Raw genomic sequence first — 15,982 nt, forward strand, 5'->3', positions numbered from 1 at the left:
TGCGGGCCCGTGACGACCAGCATCAGACATATCGCCAAACTTGCGGGAACGTCGGTCTCTTCGGTCTCGCGTGTGCTCAACAACAGCGGTTACGCCTCGCCTGAGCTCAGGGATCGCGTAGAGGCAGCGATCCGGACACTGAACTACACGCCCAGCAAGGGCGCCCGTATGCTGCGCGGTGCACCAAGCCGGATGATCGGACTGATGCTGCCGTCGATCGACGTGCCGTTCTTCGGCATCCTCGCCCATGCCATCGAACAGGAATTGTTTCAGCACGGCTATCAGACGCTGATCTGCAGCACGGCGGAAAATATGGATCACGAGGCGCGCTATATCTCGATGCTGCTTGCCCAGCGCGTCGATGGCGTCATCGTCGCAAGCGCGTTCGGCAGCATCGAGCATTTCGGGGTGCTGCGGGATGCCGGTATTCCCATCATCGCCATCGACCGCGAGCTGAGCGGCATCGCCGACGACGCCGTGATGGCCGATCACGAGGAAGGCGGACGGCTGATGGCGCGCCATCTGATCGGCCTCGGCCACCGGGCGATCGCCATCGTCGGGGCGCCGGCACACAGCCAGCCGATCCAGCTTCGCCTCCAGGGCGTCACGGCGGAAATGGCCAAAGACGGCATCACGCCTGCCGTCGTGGCGATGGCGGAAGAGCACAGCTTTGCCGAGACCTACCGGCTGGCGCGGGAACTGCTGGCGTCCCGGCCCGAGGTCACCGCGATCATCGGCACCACCGACATTTCCGCGATTGCCGCAATCCATGCCATCCAGGATCGCGGATTTTCCGTTCCCAAGGACTATTCGGTCGTCGGCTTCGACGACCTGCCGGAGGCAGCCTATGTCTTTCCGCGGCTGACAACGGTCGCGCAGCCGATCCGCAATGTCGGGCAGCAGGCCGCACGGCTGCTGGAAGCGCTAATCGAGGCACAGCAGACAGGCGAGGGATTTCGGCAGGGTGCGATCGTCAAGGTGCCAGTCACGCTGATCGCGCGCGATTCCACCGGTCCGGTCCGCAGCTGAGGCGAGACCCCGAAGCTGGCTAGGGCCGGACGATGACCTTGATCTCGCCCGGCAAGGGCGCGTTGCCCACCACCTCGGCGACCTCCTCGAGACCGATGGTTCTGGTGACCAATGCGTCCAGTTCCAATGCCCCGCTTGCGACCATTGCCGCAGCGCGCGAATGGGTGAAGGGGTTGAGGTAGGCGGGCCTGATATCGACTTCGTTGATCAGCAGATCGAATGGCAGAACCGGCACCTCGACACCCGCCGGCGTGACCCCGAAAAGCACGAAGGTGCCGCCGCGCCGCGCCATCTTCAGACCGCTTTGAAGCGTGTCGCTGACGCCGGCGCATTCGATCACCACATCTGCGCCGCCTTTCGTCACCTCCCGGACCGAAGCAATCGTATCCGACGAGACCGGGTCGAAGGCGTTCGTCGCGCCCAGGTGCAGAGCGGTTTGGCGTCTCGATTGCTGACGCGTCACTAAAATAATCTTGGCCGCCCCGGCCAGGCGGGCCAGTTGCACCATCAGCAGGCCGATCACGCCGCCGCCGAGGATCGCCACGCCATCGCCCGGACGGATCCCTGCCTTATCGATGGCGTGGATACAGCAGGCCAGTGGTTCGCTGAAGGCGCCGTGAACGGGATCGAGGTCGGCCGGCAGCATGAATGCTTGCGCCTGCGGCACCGCGACATATTCGGCAAAGCCGCCATCCCGCGTTACGCCGATGGCGGTGAGGCTCTCGCACAAGTTCGGCCGCCCTCGCGTGCAAGCCGGACAGGTGCCGCAGGCAATATTCGGATCCACCGTCACCAGCTCACCGCCGGCAAAGCGGGAGACACCATCGCCAATCGCTTCCACGATGCCTGAAAATTCGTGGCCCAGGGTGACGGGGATGGAGGTCGGATATTCGCCCTTGAACATGTGGCGATCGGAACCGCAGATGCCTGCCGCCACGACCCGGACAAGCAACTCGCCCGGCCCGGCAACCGGCTTCTCGACGCTGCGCATGGTCAAAGACCCGATCGACTCCAAGCGTACAGCTCTCATACCACTCCTCCAGACCTCAAACTTGATTGCCTATTCCTGCTGATGAAGAGAAGCGCTCAGCTCATGACATTGCCGCCATCGACATTGTAACACTGCGCCACGATGTATGCTGCATCGGGCCCGGCCAGGAAGGCCGCCATCGCAGCCTGTTCCTCGGCGGCGCCAAATCGTCCGGCCGGGACGGCGGCGGCCACGCGGCGCTTGACGTCGCCGGGTTGCAAACCTTCCCGGCTGCCGAGTTTTGCATCGACGACGTCCCACATCGGCGTATCGACGACGCCCGGAGCGATGGCGTTGACATTGATTCCGTAGCGGATCAGCTCCAGAGCGCAGCTCTGCGTGATGCTGATGACGGCCGCCTTGGAGGCGCAGTAAGCCACGGCAGGTCCTTCGCCCCGGCGTCCGGCCTGGGACGAGAAGTTGATGATGCGTCCACCTGCCCCTCGTTCCACCATGTGCCGGGCCACGGCCTGCGTCATGAAAATCAGGCCTTCGATATTGACCTGAAATACTTTCGCCGTCCGCTCCCGGGATATCTCCAGGATCGACTCGACCTCGTAAATGCCTGCGGCATTGACCAGGATGTCGACCTGACCGGCGGCGGCAATGGCAAAACGCACCGTTTCGTCGATGCTATCCTGGCTGGTCACATCAAGCGCGACACCAAAGGCATGAGCGCCGATCGCTTCCGCCACCCGCGCACTGCGTTCACCGTCGAGGTCGGCGACGACAACCTTGGCGCCTTCGGCGGCGAAGCGTTTGCATACCGCTTTGCCGATGCCGCTCGCTCCGCCGGTGACCAACGCCACCTTGCCCAGGAGCCGGGCCGTTTCCGTGTAGCTCATCGCCCTGCTGCCTCCCCATCCAAACCGGCAAAGGCGCCGGACGCGGCTGCCGTAAAGAATAGCTTCATATCTGCTCCTCCCTTTCGACTGTCTGCTTCGCCTCGCGAAGGAGGATTGATATGTCGGGGATACCGTCGGTGGCCGTCGCACCCTTGAGGCAACGCGCAGCCGCAGCATGGGCGACAGCGCAAATATGCTCGACGGGCCAGTTCTCATGCAGCCCGTAGAGCACGGCGGCGCAAAAGGCGTCTCCTGCGCCGACGGTACTGACAATGTCATCGAGATCGACCGGTTGCGATCGCGTCCTGATCGGCGAAGCGCCCGGCGCAAACCAGAAGCAGATTTCCGGCGCGTGGATGATCGCTCCCTTTGCGACGCCTGCGGCCAGCAGACGCTCGCCGGCCTGCAAAAGCCCCGCCTCGATCAGATCTCCCCTCGCATCGCGAACGTTGACACCGGTTGCCCGGCCCGCCTCCATCTCGTTGATGATCACAAAATCGCAGAAGGGCAGAGCGACGCCGACCTTGGCTGCAAATTCCGGGTCTTCGCTCGAGACGAAATCCACGCAGGTCGTCAGTCCCGCGCGGCGCGCGGCTTCGAGCAGGCGCGACGCTCCGGAAAGACCGTCGGGGCCGATTTCGTCGAGGCCAGGCAACAGCATGAGATAACCGAGATAGAACAGCCGATAGCCGGCCTTGGCGAAGGTCGCGGGTGAGATGAGCCTGTCGGTGACGGCATCATTGGCGCCGCCATGATAGAAGAAGGTCCGGTTCTGACCGGGCACATTCATGACATGCGTGTGCGCCGTTACCCGATCGGCAAGCGCGGTCAGCCCATCGACATCGACGCCGGCAACCGCAAGCCGGGCCTTGACGATCTCTCCGTCCTGATCGGCGCCGATGCATCCCGCCGCCGCCAGCTTTGCGGGAAATCCAAGCGAGGCGAGATCCGTGACCACATTGGCAGCCCCGCCGCCCACGCCCAGATCCTGGTGCAGGATATGGGCGAGATTGCCCTGTTCGGGCCAATAGGACAGGGTGTGGACGCGATCGACAATGAAGTTTCCGGCGCAGACGATCCCGCCCTCTTTCCGGCCGTCGCGATGGTGAACCTCCTCCCCGGTTCGCATCAGCGGCCTCCTTCGTTCCACAAGGGTGTGAGCAGTGACCCATCCTCTTCGATCGCGGCAAAGCGTGCGATCGGCTCCATCAGACCGACGCCCCGTCATAGTCGACCGGAACGACGACGTCGTCGCGGCCGGATCTGAGGGCGGCCGTCAGGACCGCATGATGGGCCTGCGCCTCGGCCGGCGTTGCGCAGCCGAAACCGTTCGCATTACCGCCGGCAAGCTCATCGACGAAGGCCGCCCACATCTGCTGGATGGCGTCGGCAAAACCGAATTCGAAGATCTTGCCGGTGATGGCGGGAAACAGCGAGGCATAACCGAGATCCTCGGTGCTCCAGGCCTGCGCACCACCGTTGTAATCCATCCACTGCCACTGGCGCGGCGACTTCGTGCTGAAGAATGCGCTTTTCTTCATGCCGAGAATACGGATGTACCAGGTGTTGGATTCGCCGGGGGCGATGCGCCAGGTTTTCAGCACCATCGGGAAATCCTGATCCCCGCTGCGCACGCGGCCGCTGATCGTGGCATTGTCCCAGGTGGTGCAGGGCAGCATGCCGCCCTTGCCGTCAGGACGTTCTCTGACCTTCTTGACCAGTTGCGCATGCAGGTTCGCCGGGCGCCAGCCAAGGCGCAGCGGCACATGCAGCACATGCATGCCGAGATCACCCATGCAGCCATAGTCGCCATTGATCTCGGTCATGCGCTTCCAGTTGATCGGCTTTTGCCGGTCGATATCCGAAGAGTGCAGGAACCCAGCCTCGACTTCGAGGATCTCCCCCATCTCGCCGCTTCTTGCGAGCGCGATGACCTTCTGGGCGCCGGGGAAGAACGGCATTTCCGACGAGCAGCGGACCAGCAGTTCGGGGTGCTCGGAAAGAACCGCTGTGATTTCCCGGTTCTGAGCTGCGTCCATGCCGAAGGGCTTTTCACCGAGAAGATGTTTTCCTGCCTTCAGGACGTCGATATAAATTTGCTGGTGCAGCACATGCGGGACGGCGCAATAGACCGCATCGATCTCGGGATTGGCCAGAAGCTCCTTATAGTCGGCGGTCGCCTGCCGAACGGTCGGCACATGATCCGTGAACCAGTCGAGCAGCGTCGCGTTGGTATCGCAGACGGCGACGATTTCCGGCCGCGCCTTCACATCAGCCAGATGCAGCCAGCGCGCCGCGGCACTGGCAAACTCGCGCCCCATCAGACCGCAGCCGATGACGCCGAAGCGGAATATTTTCGTCATGACATCTCCTCCCAGAGGCGCATCAGCCAATATGCAGCGAGGCTTGCTCGACGGAAGCCTTGTCATGGACGATTGCCATCAAGGCCTGCGTCATGCCGCCGGGATTGTTGTGCTGAATGACGTTGCGGCCATAGACGATGCCACGGGCGCCCTGCTCCATCAACTGCTTGGTGCGGATCAGGATTTCCTGATCGGAAACGCGGCCGCCGCCGCGCACCAGCACCGGCAGACCCTGGGCGATCTCGACCACGCGGTGATATTCCGCGACATTGTCGCAGGGGTCGGCCTTGATGATATCGGCGCCGAGCTCCGCCGCCTGGCGCACCAGCGGCAGAATCTTGTCGATCGCCCCGTCGACCATATAGGCGCCCTTGGAATTGTCCTGCATGACGAGCGGCTCGACCATCAGCGGCATGCCGTAGATCTCGCATTCGCGCTTCAGGCTGTTCACATTGCGCACGCAGGCGCGATAGACCTCCGGCTGGTCGGGCAGCATCAGAAGATTGACGACGACACAGGCGGCATCCAACACCACGCCCTGCTCCACCGCCCTGTCGATCATTTCGGAAAACAATTGCGACGGCAGCGGATTGCCGTAGATGTTGGCGATATCGGTGCGCAGCACCAAAGCCGGACGATGTTTGCCGGGGATCGCTTGCAGAATGGGTGCGGTGCCCGGCGGAAGCTGAATGGCATCGGGTGCGGCCTGGGCGATCACCTCGATGGCCGTCTTCATGTTCTCGATGCCGGCGAGGAAGGTCCGTTCGTTGAACATGCCGTGATCGATAGCAACGTCAAAACAATTTCCGGACACGCCGAAAAGTCGGTTCAACCGTGCGGATTTCATCAAGCTCCTCCCTGTATGGCAACGTTTCCACAGTGGAATAGACGGGCCAGAATTACGAGTCAAGAAATGTGGTAACGTTTCCACATTCGCTCAGGCTACCAGCAGGTGAACCCCGCATCGACGTTGACGATGGCTCCGGTCATCAGGCTGGCGGCGCCGGACGCCAGGAAGAGGACGGCGCTTGCGACCTCCTCCGGCGTTCCCATCCTGCCCATCGGCGTGTCGGCGAGCCAGATCGGGATCCGCTCGCGATTGGCTTCGACGGCCACCACCATCGGCGTCTCGATATAGGTGGGCGCGACGGCGTTTATCCTGATGCCGTGCTGCGCCCACTCGGCGGCCAGCGAGCGCGTCAGGTGATGGACGGCCGCCTTGGAAACGTTGTAGGCCGTCTGAGGCTGAGGCCGGTTGCAGATATGCCCCGACATCGAGCCGAGGTTGACGATGGCGCCCCGCTTCATCGGGATCATGTGACGGCCGAAGGCGCGCGAGCACCAGAAGACGCCGTTGAGATTGACGTCCATCATCCGCAGCCAATCGGCGTCGGTGACATCCTCCGCCGAGATGCCGTTCTGGCCGATCCCGGCATTGTTGACCAGGATCGTCGCCGGCCGCCCTGCGTCAGCAAGCTCGGCGGCGATCTCGTCCATTCGGCCGGCGTCGGTGACGTCGCCCACACGGACGTCGACATCGTAACCTTTGTCGCGCAGCGCCAGCGCTTGCTTGGCGTCGGCCTCGCTGCGTTCGATGACGACGACCGCGGCACCCGCCTCGGCCAGCGCCTCGGTGCAGCACAGCCCGATCGCACGCCCTCCGCCGGTGACCACCGCACGTTCGCCGTCGAGGCGAAATTTCTGCTGGTAGCTCATATCAGGCTCCTTCAGATGTCGAATGCGCTTGGGAGCACCACGATATCGCGGATGGTGACGTTGCGCGGCCGGGTCAGCATGAAGATGATCGCGTCGGCGACTTCCTTGGGCTCGATCAAGGCGCCGGCCTCCTTGGCCTTGCGAAGGTTTTCCTCCGGCCAATCCGCGAGCAGAGCGCTGATCACCGGCCCAGGAGAAACCGACCCAACACGAATGCCATTTTTCAGAAGCTGACGCCGCATGGTCTGGACGAAGCAGGTCATCGCCCATTTCGACGAGGAATAGACCGGCTCCCAGGGGATGGCCGAATGTCCGGCGACGGAGCTGGTGACGACAATGTCGCCGGTGCCGCGTTCGATCATGTGCGGAATGACGTTGTGAACGTTCTTGATGACGACATTGACGTTGAGATTGAGCATCCGATCGATCGTATCGAGGTCGGTTTCCATCAGGTCGCCGCCGATATAGGTGCCGGCATTGGCATGCAGGATATCGAGCTTGCCGGTCTTCGACAGCACGCCGTCCAGCAGTCCCGCGCACTCGTTCGGATTGAGCAGATTGATCATCAGCGGAATAGCGCGCTCGCCAAGCCGGCTGCAAACCGCCTCAAGAGCCTTCTCATCCCGGTCCACCAGCACGACCGTCGCGCCTGCGGCGAGCATTGCCTCCGTCGAGGCCAATCCTATGCCGGATGCCGCACCTGTGACCGCCGCGATCTTCCCATTCAAGTCATTCATCGATTTCTCCTCCTATCTTGATACTGGTTGCTCATTCTTCCCGACGCCGCAGGCGGCGTGATAGTCTGAAAGGCTCTTCATCACTCTCCAGATCAGAACCGCATCCGGGTCGAGCGGCGCGTCTGCGAAATGCAGCGCGGCCGGCATATGCTGCCACAGCAATGGCAGCGGTACGGATTGTCCTCGAAGGGCCGCGCACAGGCACCGGACGGCACCTTGTGCTTCAGCCGACGCCCAATAATAGCGGATCCGGTCAGACAGCGAATAATGCCGCAGCCAGCGCATCTCGGCCTCGGTCCCGTGGTAGTGGCGGCACCAATCGCCTGACTGACCGAGCATCAGCGCTTCCATCACCTGATAGAGCGGACGCTGGCCGTAGTCGGGCAACAGGTCCGAAGCGATCGCATCCAGCGCGTAGAGCGCCTCGCGCAGGACAAAGGTCAGCTCGGGGCCGACCTTCAGAATGGGAAACCCATCCCTCACCAGCGAAGTCAACGGTCCGGTGCCCTGATAATCCGTCGAGTGCGCCTCGAAGACGAACTGCGGCTCCTCGGTCAGCACCGATTGCAGCGCCGCTATCTTGCTGCTGTCGTAGAAGATGACATTGTGATTGCCGAACTCGACGCCCGGCTGAACGACCAGCCCGATGGCGCGCCCGAACGCCTCCGCCAGGCCTGCCTCCGCAAAGACCCGGCGGTGGACTTCGATCGTCTTCAGCGCCGCTGTCGCTGCCGTCGGCTCGATCGCTGTCAGGGCATGGTCGGCTCCGCCCGGCGGCGGCACTTCGGTGCCGATGACGTAAACCGGCATTGCGCCTCCGGCCCTCTTGGCCGAGGCCTCGGCAACTGCCGCCAGCCGGGCGGCGCGATGAGCCGTGGTTTCGTCGTCGAGCGCCAGTGCCTCGCCCTTGCAGCCCATCGAGGCGTCGAGATGAATCTTGCGGAACCCGGCCTCGACATAGGCGGCAACCATCTTCTCCGCCTCGGCCATCGCCTCTTCCGCCGGGCGGTCGCGCCACGGATTGGGGCCGAGATGGTCACCGCCGAGGATGATGCTTTTTTCGGGGCACCCCTCCTCGGCCGCGATCTTCATCACCAGCGACGCGAAATCGTCCGGCGTCATGCCGGTATAGCCGCCGAGATGATTGACCTGGTTGCAGGTCGCTTCGATCAGCACAGTGCTTGCCTGTTGCCGCCCGTGCCGGAGGGCGGCGCGCAGCACGATCGGATGGGCCGAGCATACGGAGACGATACCTCTGGGTTGGCCTTCGATCCTAAATCTGGCCAGTTCGTTGAGATGCACCTGCATCACGGCCGCCTTTCCGTTGACGCGATAAACGCATCGAGTTCTTGCCGAGTGCCGGCGCCTTCCATCGGCCCCAGCAGCGTGACGTTGCGGGCACCCGCGGCCGAGGCATAGGTCAGAGCCTGCTGTGGCGACATTCCGAGCCGCCGGCAGGTGAGATAGGCACCGCCGAAGCAGTCGCCGGCGCCGGTCGGGTCGACCTCCTGCACCAGGAATGCCGGAGCGTCGATGCGGTCTCCTTGGCTGTCGAAGTAGCTCGCGCCGCCGGCGCCGCGCTTCAGCACGATCTCCTTGACGCCGATCTCGAACAAGCGGCGGATCGCTTCCGCCTCGCCTTCGACACCTGCGGCACGCTCGAGTTCCTCTCCGGACGGCAGAAGCAGATCGGCCATGGCGACGAGCTTGGAAAAGCGGCGCTCCGTGTCCTCGTCCAGCTTCAATTCCTTGCGGATGTTCGGATCTACCGAGAGCGTGCCGCCGCGCGCCTTGACGATGTCGACCGCTCTGTCGATCACCGCGCGCGCACTCGGGACCGACAACGCCGAGCCCATGACGTGAAGATGCCCGGTCCGATCGATGAGATCACCGACCGTTCGAGACCAGCCGAAGCGCGCAGCTGCGGAGGTGGCGATGTTATAGACGAAATCTCTGGAGCCATCCTTGCGGTAGCGAACGAAAGCGCTTCCCGTCGGATAGGCCGGATCGATCGAGATCGCCGAGATATCGACGCCGTCGCGTTTGAGGCGATCGGTATTGACCCGGCCGAAATCGTCATCACCGACGGCGCCCACCATGGCGGCCTGACCGCCCATCCGGCCGCACTGTGAGATGAAGATCGCCGGCGCGCCGCTCGCAAACGGACCGACGAGCGGCTGGGCTTCGAGGAACCCGTCTCCAACCGTGGTCGCGACGATCTCGACGAGGATCTCGCCGACGCAAACCGTGGGACCAAGCGCGTCCGGAGCCAGTGTTAAAGCCATGTGCAATCCTGCTTTCGATCCCGGTTGTCTTTAACTCAGCGCCGATTGCACCGGCGCACCGTCCTCGCTGCCGAACTCCTCGTTTTCCAGCGACAGAAAGCGCTGGTGCAGCATGCAGGCCGCCCCGAAGGCGGAGCCGAACTCCGCATCATCGTCGACGACGATCTCCGGCGTGGGAAAAGCGATGCTTTGGCCTTCCGACATGTGGACCGCAACGCGGGCAGCCACCATCGGATAGAGGGATGCGACGGAGCCGCCGAGCACGATCCTGTCCGGGTCGAGCAGGCGACAGGCCTGCAGCAAGGCATAGGCGAGATGGCGCGACCAGGTTTCGGCGATATTGACCGCGGCCGGGACACGATCACGAACGTCGCCCAGGAATTCCTGCAGATCCGCGTCCTCGCGTCCGACAGCCTCGCGATACTGCCTGATCAGCACCTCGCGGCCGATCAACTGCTCGAACTTTTGGCCGCCGCTTCCCGGCACCAGCGTGTGGCCGATTTCTCCCGCCAGACCGTGGCCGCCACGGAATAACTTGCCGTCGATCATGATGCCGCCGCCGACGCCCGTTTCCATCAGCAGGAACAGGGTCACGCCTGCGGCGCCGTGACGGTAGCTGTCGCCGATCGCAAAGGCGTTGGCGTCGTTTTCAACCGCAATCGGGACGACGGTCGGGAAGGCTGACCGGCCAATCTCCTTCAACGGCACGTCTCGCCAGCCGATGATCGGCGCCAGGGTGACAAATCCATCCGGCTGGATATGGGCCGGCGTCGATATGCCCAAGCCCTTGCACCTTCCGATCATCCCTTTCGTCATCTCGCCGACGATGAGCTCGACACCCTGCGCGACGGCCTCCTCCACGGTCGAAGACGGTGTGTCGAACGCCATTTTCCGACATGCCCGAACCTCGGCGGAGAGATCGATCACTGCGGCCGATATATGTTCGACGCCAATTTCGATTCCGACGAAAAATGCAGCATCGGGCACCAGTTCGAGCAGGATGCCGGGACGACCGGCCCGGGAATGCTCCAGCCGCTGCTTGCCGCTGTCGTCCGACTCCTGAACGAATCCGCCTTCCGTCAGTGCAGCAACGATCTCTCCCGAGGAAGAGCGATTCATACCGAGCTTGCGGGCCAGATCGGCGCGGCTGAGGCTTCGGTGGGTGTAGATCGACTGCAAGGCGGCGACGATATTGTTCTGCCGGATCCTGCGCGGCGAACTTCCGATGGAGACGCTGTCGTTCATATTTCCATTCCCTTCACGCCGCCCACCCTTACACGACTGGAACAGGCTGTCAGAAGGATAATCAGGGTCGCGCGTTTGTGGCGCGGCGGCGCTTGGCCTCGTCATATTTCAGCTCGATGTAGCGCTTGGCGTGCGCCGCGAGCGGATCATTATCCTCCCAGGTATCACGCCAGATTGCGCAGGCGAGCGACAGGCCTTCGTCGACGACCGTCGTCGAGAAGCTCTCGAACACGACGTCGCCGATGTAGCCGATATCGAGCAGAGCGTCGAAAATCAGATCGAAATTGATGACGCCGTCACCCAGATAACCGCGATTGCTTTCACCGATGTGGAAGTAACCGATCTTGTCGCCGGTCAGGCGGATCGCGGCGGCCGGATTGGCTTCCTCGATGTTCATGTGGAACGTATCGAGATGGAGACGAACATGCTCCGATCCCGTCTCGGCGATGAACTTCAGCCCCTGCGCCGCGGTATTCAGCAGGTTGGTCTCGAACCGGTTGACCACCTCCAGCACGAGATCGACATTCGCCTGACGGGCGATTTCGCCGGTCGCGGCGATCGCGGCGACGCTGTTGTCCCAGCCCTTCTTCGTCGGCTGGCGATTGTACTTGGTGTGCGCGGAATAGAGAATCCCGCCGAGCTTGTTGCCGCCAATGTCACGGACGGCACGTACGGCGTCGGCCAGCGTCTGCTTGCCGGCGGACACCACAGACGCCTCCTCGCTTGAAACGTCCTTATCGAGCGGCAGACCCATGGTCACGCCAATCTCGACGTCAAGGGACTGCGCAAGTTTTGCCAGTCGATCGAGGTTGAATTTCTCAGGCCGCAGATAGGCAAATTCGATGGTGCGATATCCATGTTCGGCCGTCTTGTTGAGGGCCATCTCCAGCCCTTCCTGCGTTTGGCCGCCCGTCCATACAAATGAATGGATACCCAATCGACGCATAGGTTCTTCCTCCACGAAAATGCCGTTGATCGGGCATAGCTATGCCTTTTAGTTTGGTAAGGCAACAAATAATTTCGATGGTCACTTTTTTGCTGCTTGGCAAAATCTCTTTGCATTGCAGCATTTTATTTTGAGCTTGATGGCGTCAGCTTTTTCATGGAAATTAGTTTCTGCGGAAATCAATAGGATAGACCAATCATTTGCATGTTTAGACAACAAATGTTGCGCGATGGCGTTTTTTGGCCTACACAAATGCCGGCGAAATGATCTCGCTGCACTTTGGGGAGGATGAAATGAATTACGTTTTGAAGGCTAGCGCGCTTGCGCTGACGCTCGGCCTCGCTACTACCGCGTCGCCGGCCCGGGCTGACTTCTGGTCCGACGCCGGGGCTAAATACAAGGGCGTGACGCTGCACGGCGTCACCGAAAGCACCCCGCCATCGAACTACATCAAGAATGTTCTCGCTCCGGAATTCGAAAAGAAGACCGGCATCAAGGTCGAGATCGAGACGACATCCTGGGATCAGATGTACGACAAGGCCATCAAGGACATGGAAGCCAAGACCGGTATCTATGACATGGTCTATATCGAGCAGGACATCATCTACTCGTATCTGGCCAGGGACTTCCTCGTCGACATCACCAAGACGTTGAAAGATCAACCTGATCTGAAAGCGCCGACTTACGACGACTCCAACTTCACCAGCTTCGCCGACTACTTCAAGGACGCCAACGGCGATCTGTTCGGCACGCCGATGGAAGCCTTCCTGAAGACCTATCTCTATCGCAAGGACCTCTTCGACGATCCGAAGATCAAAGAGGCCTTCAAGAAGGAAACCGGCAAGGACCTGAAGCCGGCGACGACCCACGCGGAATATACCGAGATTGCCGAATTCTTCACGAAGTACGGCAAGGACAATGGCATGGAGCTCTGGGGCACGACCGCTCAGGCCCATACGGGCCATCCGGCCTCCTGGTATGAATTCTTCGAGTCCATCGTGCCTACCTTCGGCGTCTACAATTGGGGCATCGACGCCAAGAACAATTATGCGGCGACGGTCGAACACGGCGGCACCATGAACGGCGACAAGGCGAAGGCCGCGCTGAAATATTGGCTGCACCTGCGCGACATCGCACCGCCTGAATCGACGCAGTCGACCTGGACGGAAACCGCAACGACATTCGCTGCCGGCCGCGTCGCCCAGGGGCTGATCTATGGTGAGAATGCCGCATGGATCGCCAGCGATCCGGCGCAGTCTAAGGTGGTTGGACAGGTCGGTTTCGCTCTGCCGCCGCTCGAGCCGGGCGTATTGGACGATGCGAAAGCCGGAAAGGGCTATATCGGCTACTACGACGGCGGCGCCTTCGGCGTGCCGGTGACCTCCAAAAACAAGGAAGCGTCGCTGCTGTTCCTCGAATTCATCGGCCAGAACGAAGTGCAGCCAGAATGGGCCATCGCTGCACCGCGCATCACCAACAAGGCAACCTTCGACGACCCGAAGGTGAAAGAGATGGATACCAAGCTCGGCGGCTTCTACACGATGCTGAAGGACGAAGGCAAACTGTTTGCGGGCGCTCCTCCCTACCCCTTCCATGCTCAGGTGCGTGAAGCGACCGCGCCGATCTTCTACGACATCCTGACCGGCAAGATCGGCGCCGATGAAGGCCTCGACCAGATGGCGGCCAAGGCCGAAGAGGAACTCACCTCGCTCGGCTATCGCAAATAAGACCTCCTCCCCAACTGCCGGGTCGTTCCGACGACCCGGCATCTTTCGCTCCCGGCTGGAGCGGACGTCCATATAGCGTTCAATGGGGGTAGGCGATGCATTCGCAGAAGCTCGGGTGGCTGTTGCTGTCACCGACCATAATAATCCTCGGGCTGTTCGGGATCTTTCCGTTCATCTACGTACTTTGGGTCTCGTTCCATGCATGGAACCCGTTCGCGGCCAATCCGGGCATGGTCTTCAACTGGGCCGATAATTATCGGCGGCTCGTCTTCGACGCCCAGTTCCTGGCATCGCTCGGCATCACCCTGGCATTCGTCTTCTTCGCGGTCGTATCGGAGCTGGTGCTCGGCTATATCCTCGCCCAGGCGCTGCTCAAGGACTTCCCCGGAAAGGCGGTGTTTCGCACGATCCACACCCTGCCGCTGATCATGGCGCCGATCATCGTCGGCTCCGTTTGGAAGCTGATGACCACGCCATCGATCGGCATCATCCCCTATCTTCTGAGGAACTGGTTCGGCTACGATCTGAATATCGGCCAGAGCGCCGTTGCGGCCTTCACGGTGACGGTGATCATGGACATCTGGCACTGGACGCCGCTCGTCACCCTGTCGCTGATCGCGGCCCTCGTCTCGCTTCCGCCAGACCCGTTCGAGCAGGCGCAGATCGACGGCGCCGGCAAGAGCCAGATCTTCTGGCACATAACGCTTCCCTTGATCCGCCCGGCTTTGCTCGCTACGGTGTTCATCCGGCTGATGGACGCGCTGCGCACCGTCGACGAGGTGCTGATGCTGACCGGAGGCGGCCCGGGTTCATCGACGCGCTATATCGGCGTCCATATTTTCCGGGAAGTCTTCCCCAAGACGAATTACGGCTATGGTTCGGCCATCTCGGTCATCGTCCTCTACCTCACCATCGTCGTCTGCTGGCTGCTCTATGTCGGCCTGATTGCGCCCCGTGTGAAGAGAGGCTGACGCGATGAAGAACCAGACCCCCTGGCTGCCGGTCGTGTTGTGGACCTTGATCAGCCTGGCGACGCTTTTCCCGATCTACTGGCTCTTCGTCATATCGGTGAAACAGCCATTCGACCTGTTCTCGACGCCCGACGTCATTCTCCGGAGCTTCTTCTGGAAGAACTATCAGGATGTGCTGACCAATCCGACCTTGCGCGGATACATGCTCAACTCGATGATCATTTCGTCGGGCAACGCGCTGCTCGTCACCACACTCGGCTTTTTTGCCTGCTACGCGCTGAGCCGCTTCGACCTCGCCGGCAAGGAAAGCATCTTCTTCTGGACGATCACCAACCGCATGGCGCCGCCGGCGGTCTTCCTGCTGCCGCTTTTCCTGCTGCTGACGCAGGTCTACAGGATCGGCGACTTCTCGCTCGCCGATTCCCGGCTGGGCATGATCCTGGTCTATTGCTCCTTCAACCTTCCCTTCGCCATCTGGACGCTACGCCCGACGGTGGAAGGCATTCCGAAGGAGTTGGACGAGGCAGCCTATATGGATGGCGCCAGCCCATGGACCGTGCTCTATGACATCGTCTTTCCCTTGGCGCGGCCGGGACTTGCGGTGACGCTGATCCTGACTTGGGTGTTTGCGTGGAACGAATATCTGCTGGCAGCGACGCTCACCAACTTCAACGCGCGGACGCTGACCACCGGCCTGTCGGAATATGTGACGACCACGGGGACTGCCTGGGGCATCATGGCAGCGATCTCGATGCTGACCTTGGTTCCCGCCCTCATCGTCTTTTCGGTGGTGCAGCGTCACATCGTTGCCGGCCTGACCTTCGGTGCGGTGAAAGGGTAAAGTCATGACGTCTCAATCAGGAAATAACGAACGCAAGCCGGGCTTCCTGCCGATCGAAACGAACTGGTTCGACCGGCTCTTCATCTCGGTGGTGATCTGGGTCGCGCTCTCGCTGTTCTGGATGCGGTTCATCGAACCGTCCGGGCTTTCGGTATGGTTCGCAGCGGCAATCTCGGCGGTGCTCGGCGCCTATATCGTCTGGAAGGGATGAGCCGATGACTTCCGTCAACACACAAGCCGCGTTGCT

At 61.8% G+C, this 15,982-nt stretch carries 16 protein-coding genes; 5 read left to right on the forward strand and 11 right to left on the reverse strand.

Translation table 11 applies throughout. The annotated features are described in order from the left end of the window. Positions 1-9: 9 nt before the first annotated feature. Positions 10-1,029, forward strand: coding sequence for a LacI family DNA-binding transcriptional regulator (locus ATY29_RS07730; RefSeq protein ID WP_003570411.1), 1,020 nt, complete (start codon positions 10-12; stop codon positions 1,027-1,029). Positions 1,030-1,048: 19 nt separating this feature from the next. Here the strand turns inward: ATY29_RS07730 and ATY29_RS07735 are convergent, their stop codons facing one another. From ATY29_RS07735 to ATY29_RS07790, 11 genes are all read right to left on the reverse strand, one after another. Beyond that, complete coding sequence (locus tag ATY29_RS07735) at positions 1,049-2,059, reverse strand: zinc-dependent alcohol dehydrogenase family protein (protein WP_003570412.1); 1,011 nt, start codon at positions 2,057-2,059, stop codon at positions 1,049-1,051. A gap of 56 nt (positions 2,060-2,115) precedes the next feature. Further along, a complete protein-coding gene (locus ATY29_RS07740; RefSeq protein WP_097535722.1) occupies positions 2,116-2,904 on the reverse strand; it encodes an L-iditol 2-dehydrogenase in 789 nt (262 codons plus the stop codon). 64 nt (positions 2,905-2,968) lie between these two features. Continuing rightward, positions 2,969-4,033 (reverse strand): carbohydrate kinase family protein, encoded by a 1,065-nt coding sequence (locus ATY29_RS07745; protein ID WP_097535724.1) that lies wholly within the window; start codon positions 4,031-4,033, stop codon positions 2,969-2,971. A gap of 79 nt (positions 4,034-4,112) precedes the next feature. Then, positions 4,113-5,267, reverse strand: a complete 1,155-nt coding sequence (locus ATY29_RS07755) for a Gfo/Idh/MocA family protein (RefSeq protein ID WP_097535726.1) — start codon at positions 5,265-5,267, stop codon at positions 4,113-4,115. 22 nt (positions 5,268-5,289) lie between these two features. Continuing rightward, positions 5,290-6,114, reverse strand: a complete 825-nt coding sequence (locus ATY29_RS07760) for a class I fructose-bisphosphate aldolase (RefSeq protein ID WP_097535728.1) — start codon at positions 6,112-6,114, stop codon at positions 5,290-5,292. A gap of 95 nt (positions 6,115-6,209) precedes the next feature. After that, the gene (locus ATY29_RS07765; protein WP_097535730.1) at positions 6,210-6,983 is read right to left on the reverse strand and encodes an SDR family NAD(P)-dependent oxidoreductase; all 774 of its coding nucleotides are present in this window, start codon (positions 6,981-6,983) and stop codon (positions 6,210-6,212) included. Positions 6,984-6,994: 11 nt separating this feature from the next. Then, the gene (locus tag ATY29_RS07770; protein WP_097535734.1) at positions 6,995-7,720 is read right to left on the reverse strand and encodes an SDR family oxidoreductase; all 726 of its coding nucleotides are present in this window, start codon (positions 7,718-7,720) and stop codon (positions 6,995-6,997) included. A 12-nt stretch (positions 7,721-7,732) separates the two neighbouring features. Next, on the reverse strand, positions 7,733-9,028 hold the full coding sequence (locus ATY29_RS07775) for a class II D-tagatose-bisphosphate aldolase, non-catalytic subunit (protein ID WP_097535737.1): 1,296 nt from the start codon (positions 9,026-9,028) through the stop codon (positions 7,733-7,735). Further along, the gene (locus ATY29_RS07780) at positions 9,028-10,005 is read right to left on the reverse strand and encodes a tagatose kinase (RefSeq protein WP_025415314.1); all 978 of its coding nucleotides are present in this window, start codon (positions 10,003-10,005) and stop codon (positions 9,028-9,030) included. The genes ATY29_RS07775 and ATY29_RS07780 overlap by 1 nt, the downstream gene beginning before the upstream one ends. 30 nt (positions 10,006-10,035) lie before the next feature. Beyond that, the gene (locus ATY29_RS07785; protein WP_025415313.1) at positions 10,036-11,250 is read right to left on the reverse strand and encodes an ROK family transcriptional regulator; all 1,215 of its coding nucleotides are present in this window, start codon (positions 11,248-11,250) and stop codon (positions 10,036-10,038) included. Between the two features lie 61 nt (positions 11,251-11,311). Beyond that, complete coding sequence (locus tag ATY29_RS07790) at positions 11,312-12,196, reverse strand: sugar phosphate isomerase/epimerase family protein (protein ID WP_003570428.1); 885 nt, start codon at positions 12,194-12,196, stop codon at positions 11,312-11,314. A gap of 293 nt (positions 12,197-12,489) precedes the next feature. Here ATY29_RS07790 and ATY29_RS07795 point away from each other — a divergent pair, with 293 nt between their 5' ends. The 4 genes from ATY29_RS07795 to ATY29_RS07810 all read left to right on the forward strand — a co-directional run bounded on the left by ATY29_RS07795 (position 12,490) and on the right by ATY29_RS07810 (position 15,946). Next, on the forward strand, positions 12,490-13,923 hold the full coding sequence (locus ATY29_RS07795; protein WP_025415312.1) for an extracellular solute-binding protein: 1,434 nt from the start codon (positions 12,490-12,492) through the stop codon (positions 13,921-13,923). A 95-nt stretch (positions 13,924-14,018) separates the two neighbouring features. Beyond that, positions 14,019-14,894 (forward strand): carbohydrate ABC transporter permease, encoded by an 876-nt coding sequence (locus ATY29_RS07800; RefSeq protein ID WP_003570431.1) that lies wholly within the window; start codon positions 14,019-14,021, stop codon positions 14,892-14,894. 4 nt (positions 14,895-14,898) lie between these two features. After that, positions 14,899-15,735 (forward strand): carbohydrate ABC transporter permease, encoded by an 837-nt coding sequence (locus tag ATY29_RS07805; RefSeq protein WP_003570432.1) that lies wholly within the window; start codon positions 14,899-14,901, stop codon positions 15,733-15,735. 4 nt (positions 15,736-15,739) lie between these two features. Then, positions 15,740-15,946, forward strand: a complete 207-nt coding sequence (locus tag ATY29_RS07810; protein ID WP_025415311.1) for a DUF2160 family membrane protein — start codon at positions 15,740-15,742, stop codon at positions 15,944-15,946. Positions 15,947-15,982 lie beyond the last annotated feature (36 nt).

Source organism: Rhizobium hidalgonense, assembly GCF_002914525.1.
GTDB lineage: Bacteria > Pseudomonadota > Alphaproteobacteria > Rhizobiales > Rhizobiaceae > Rhizobium > Rhizobium hidalgonense.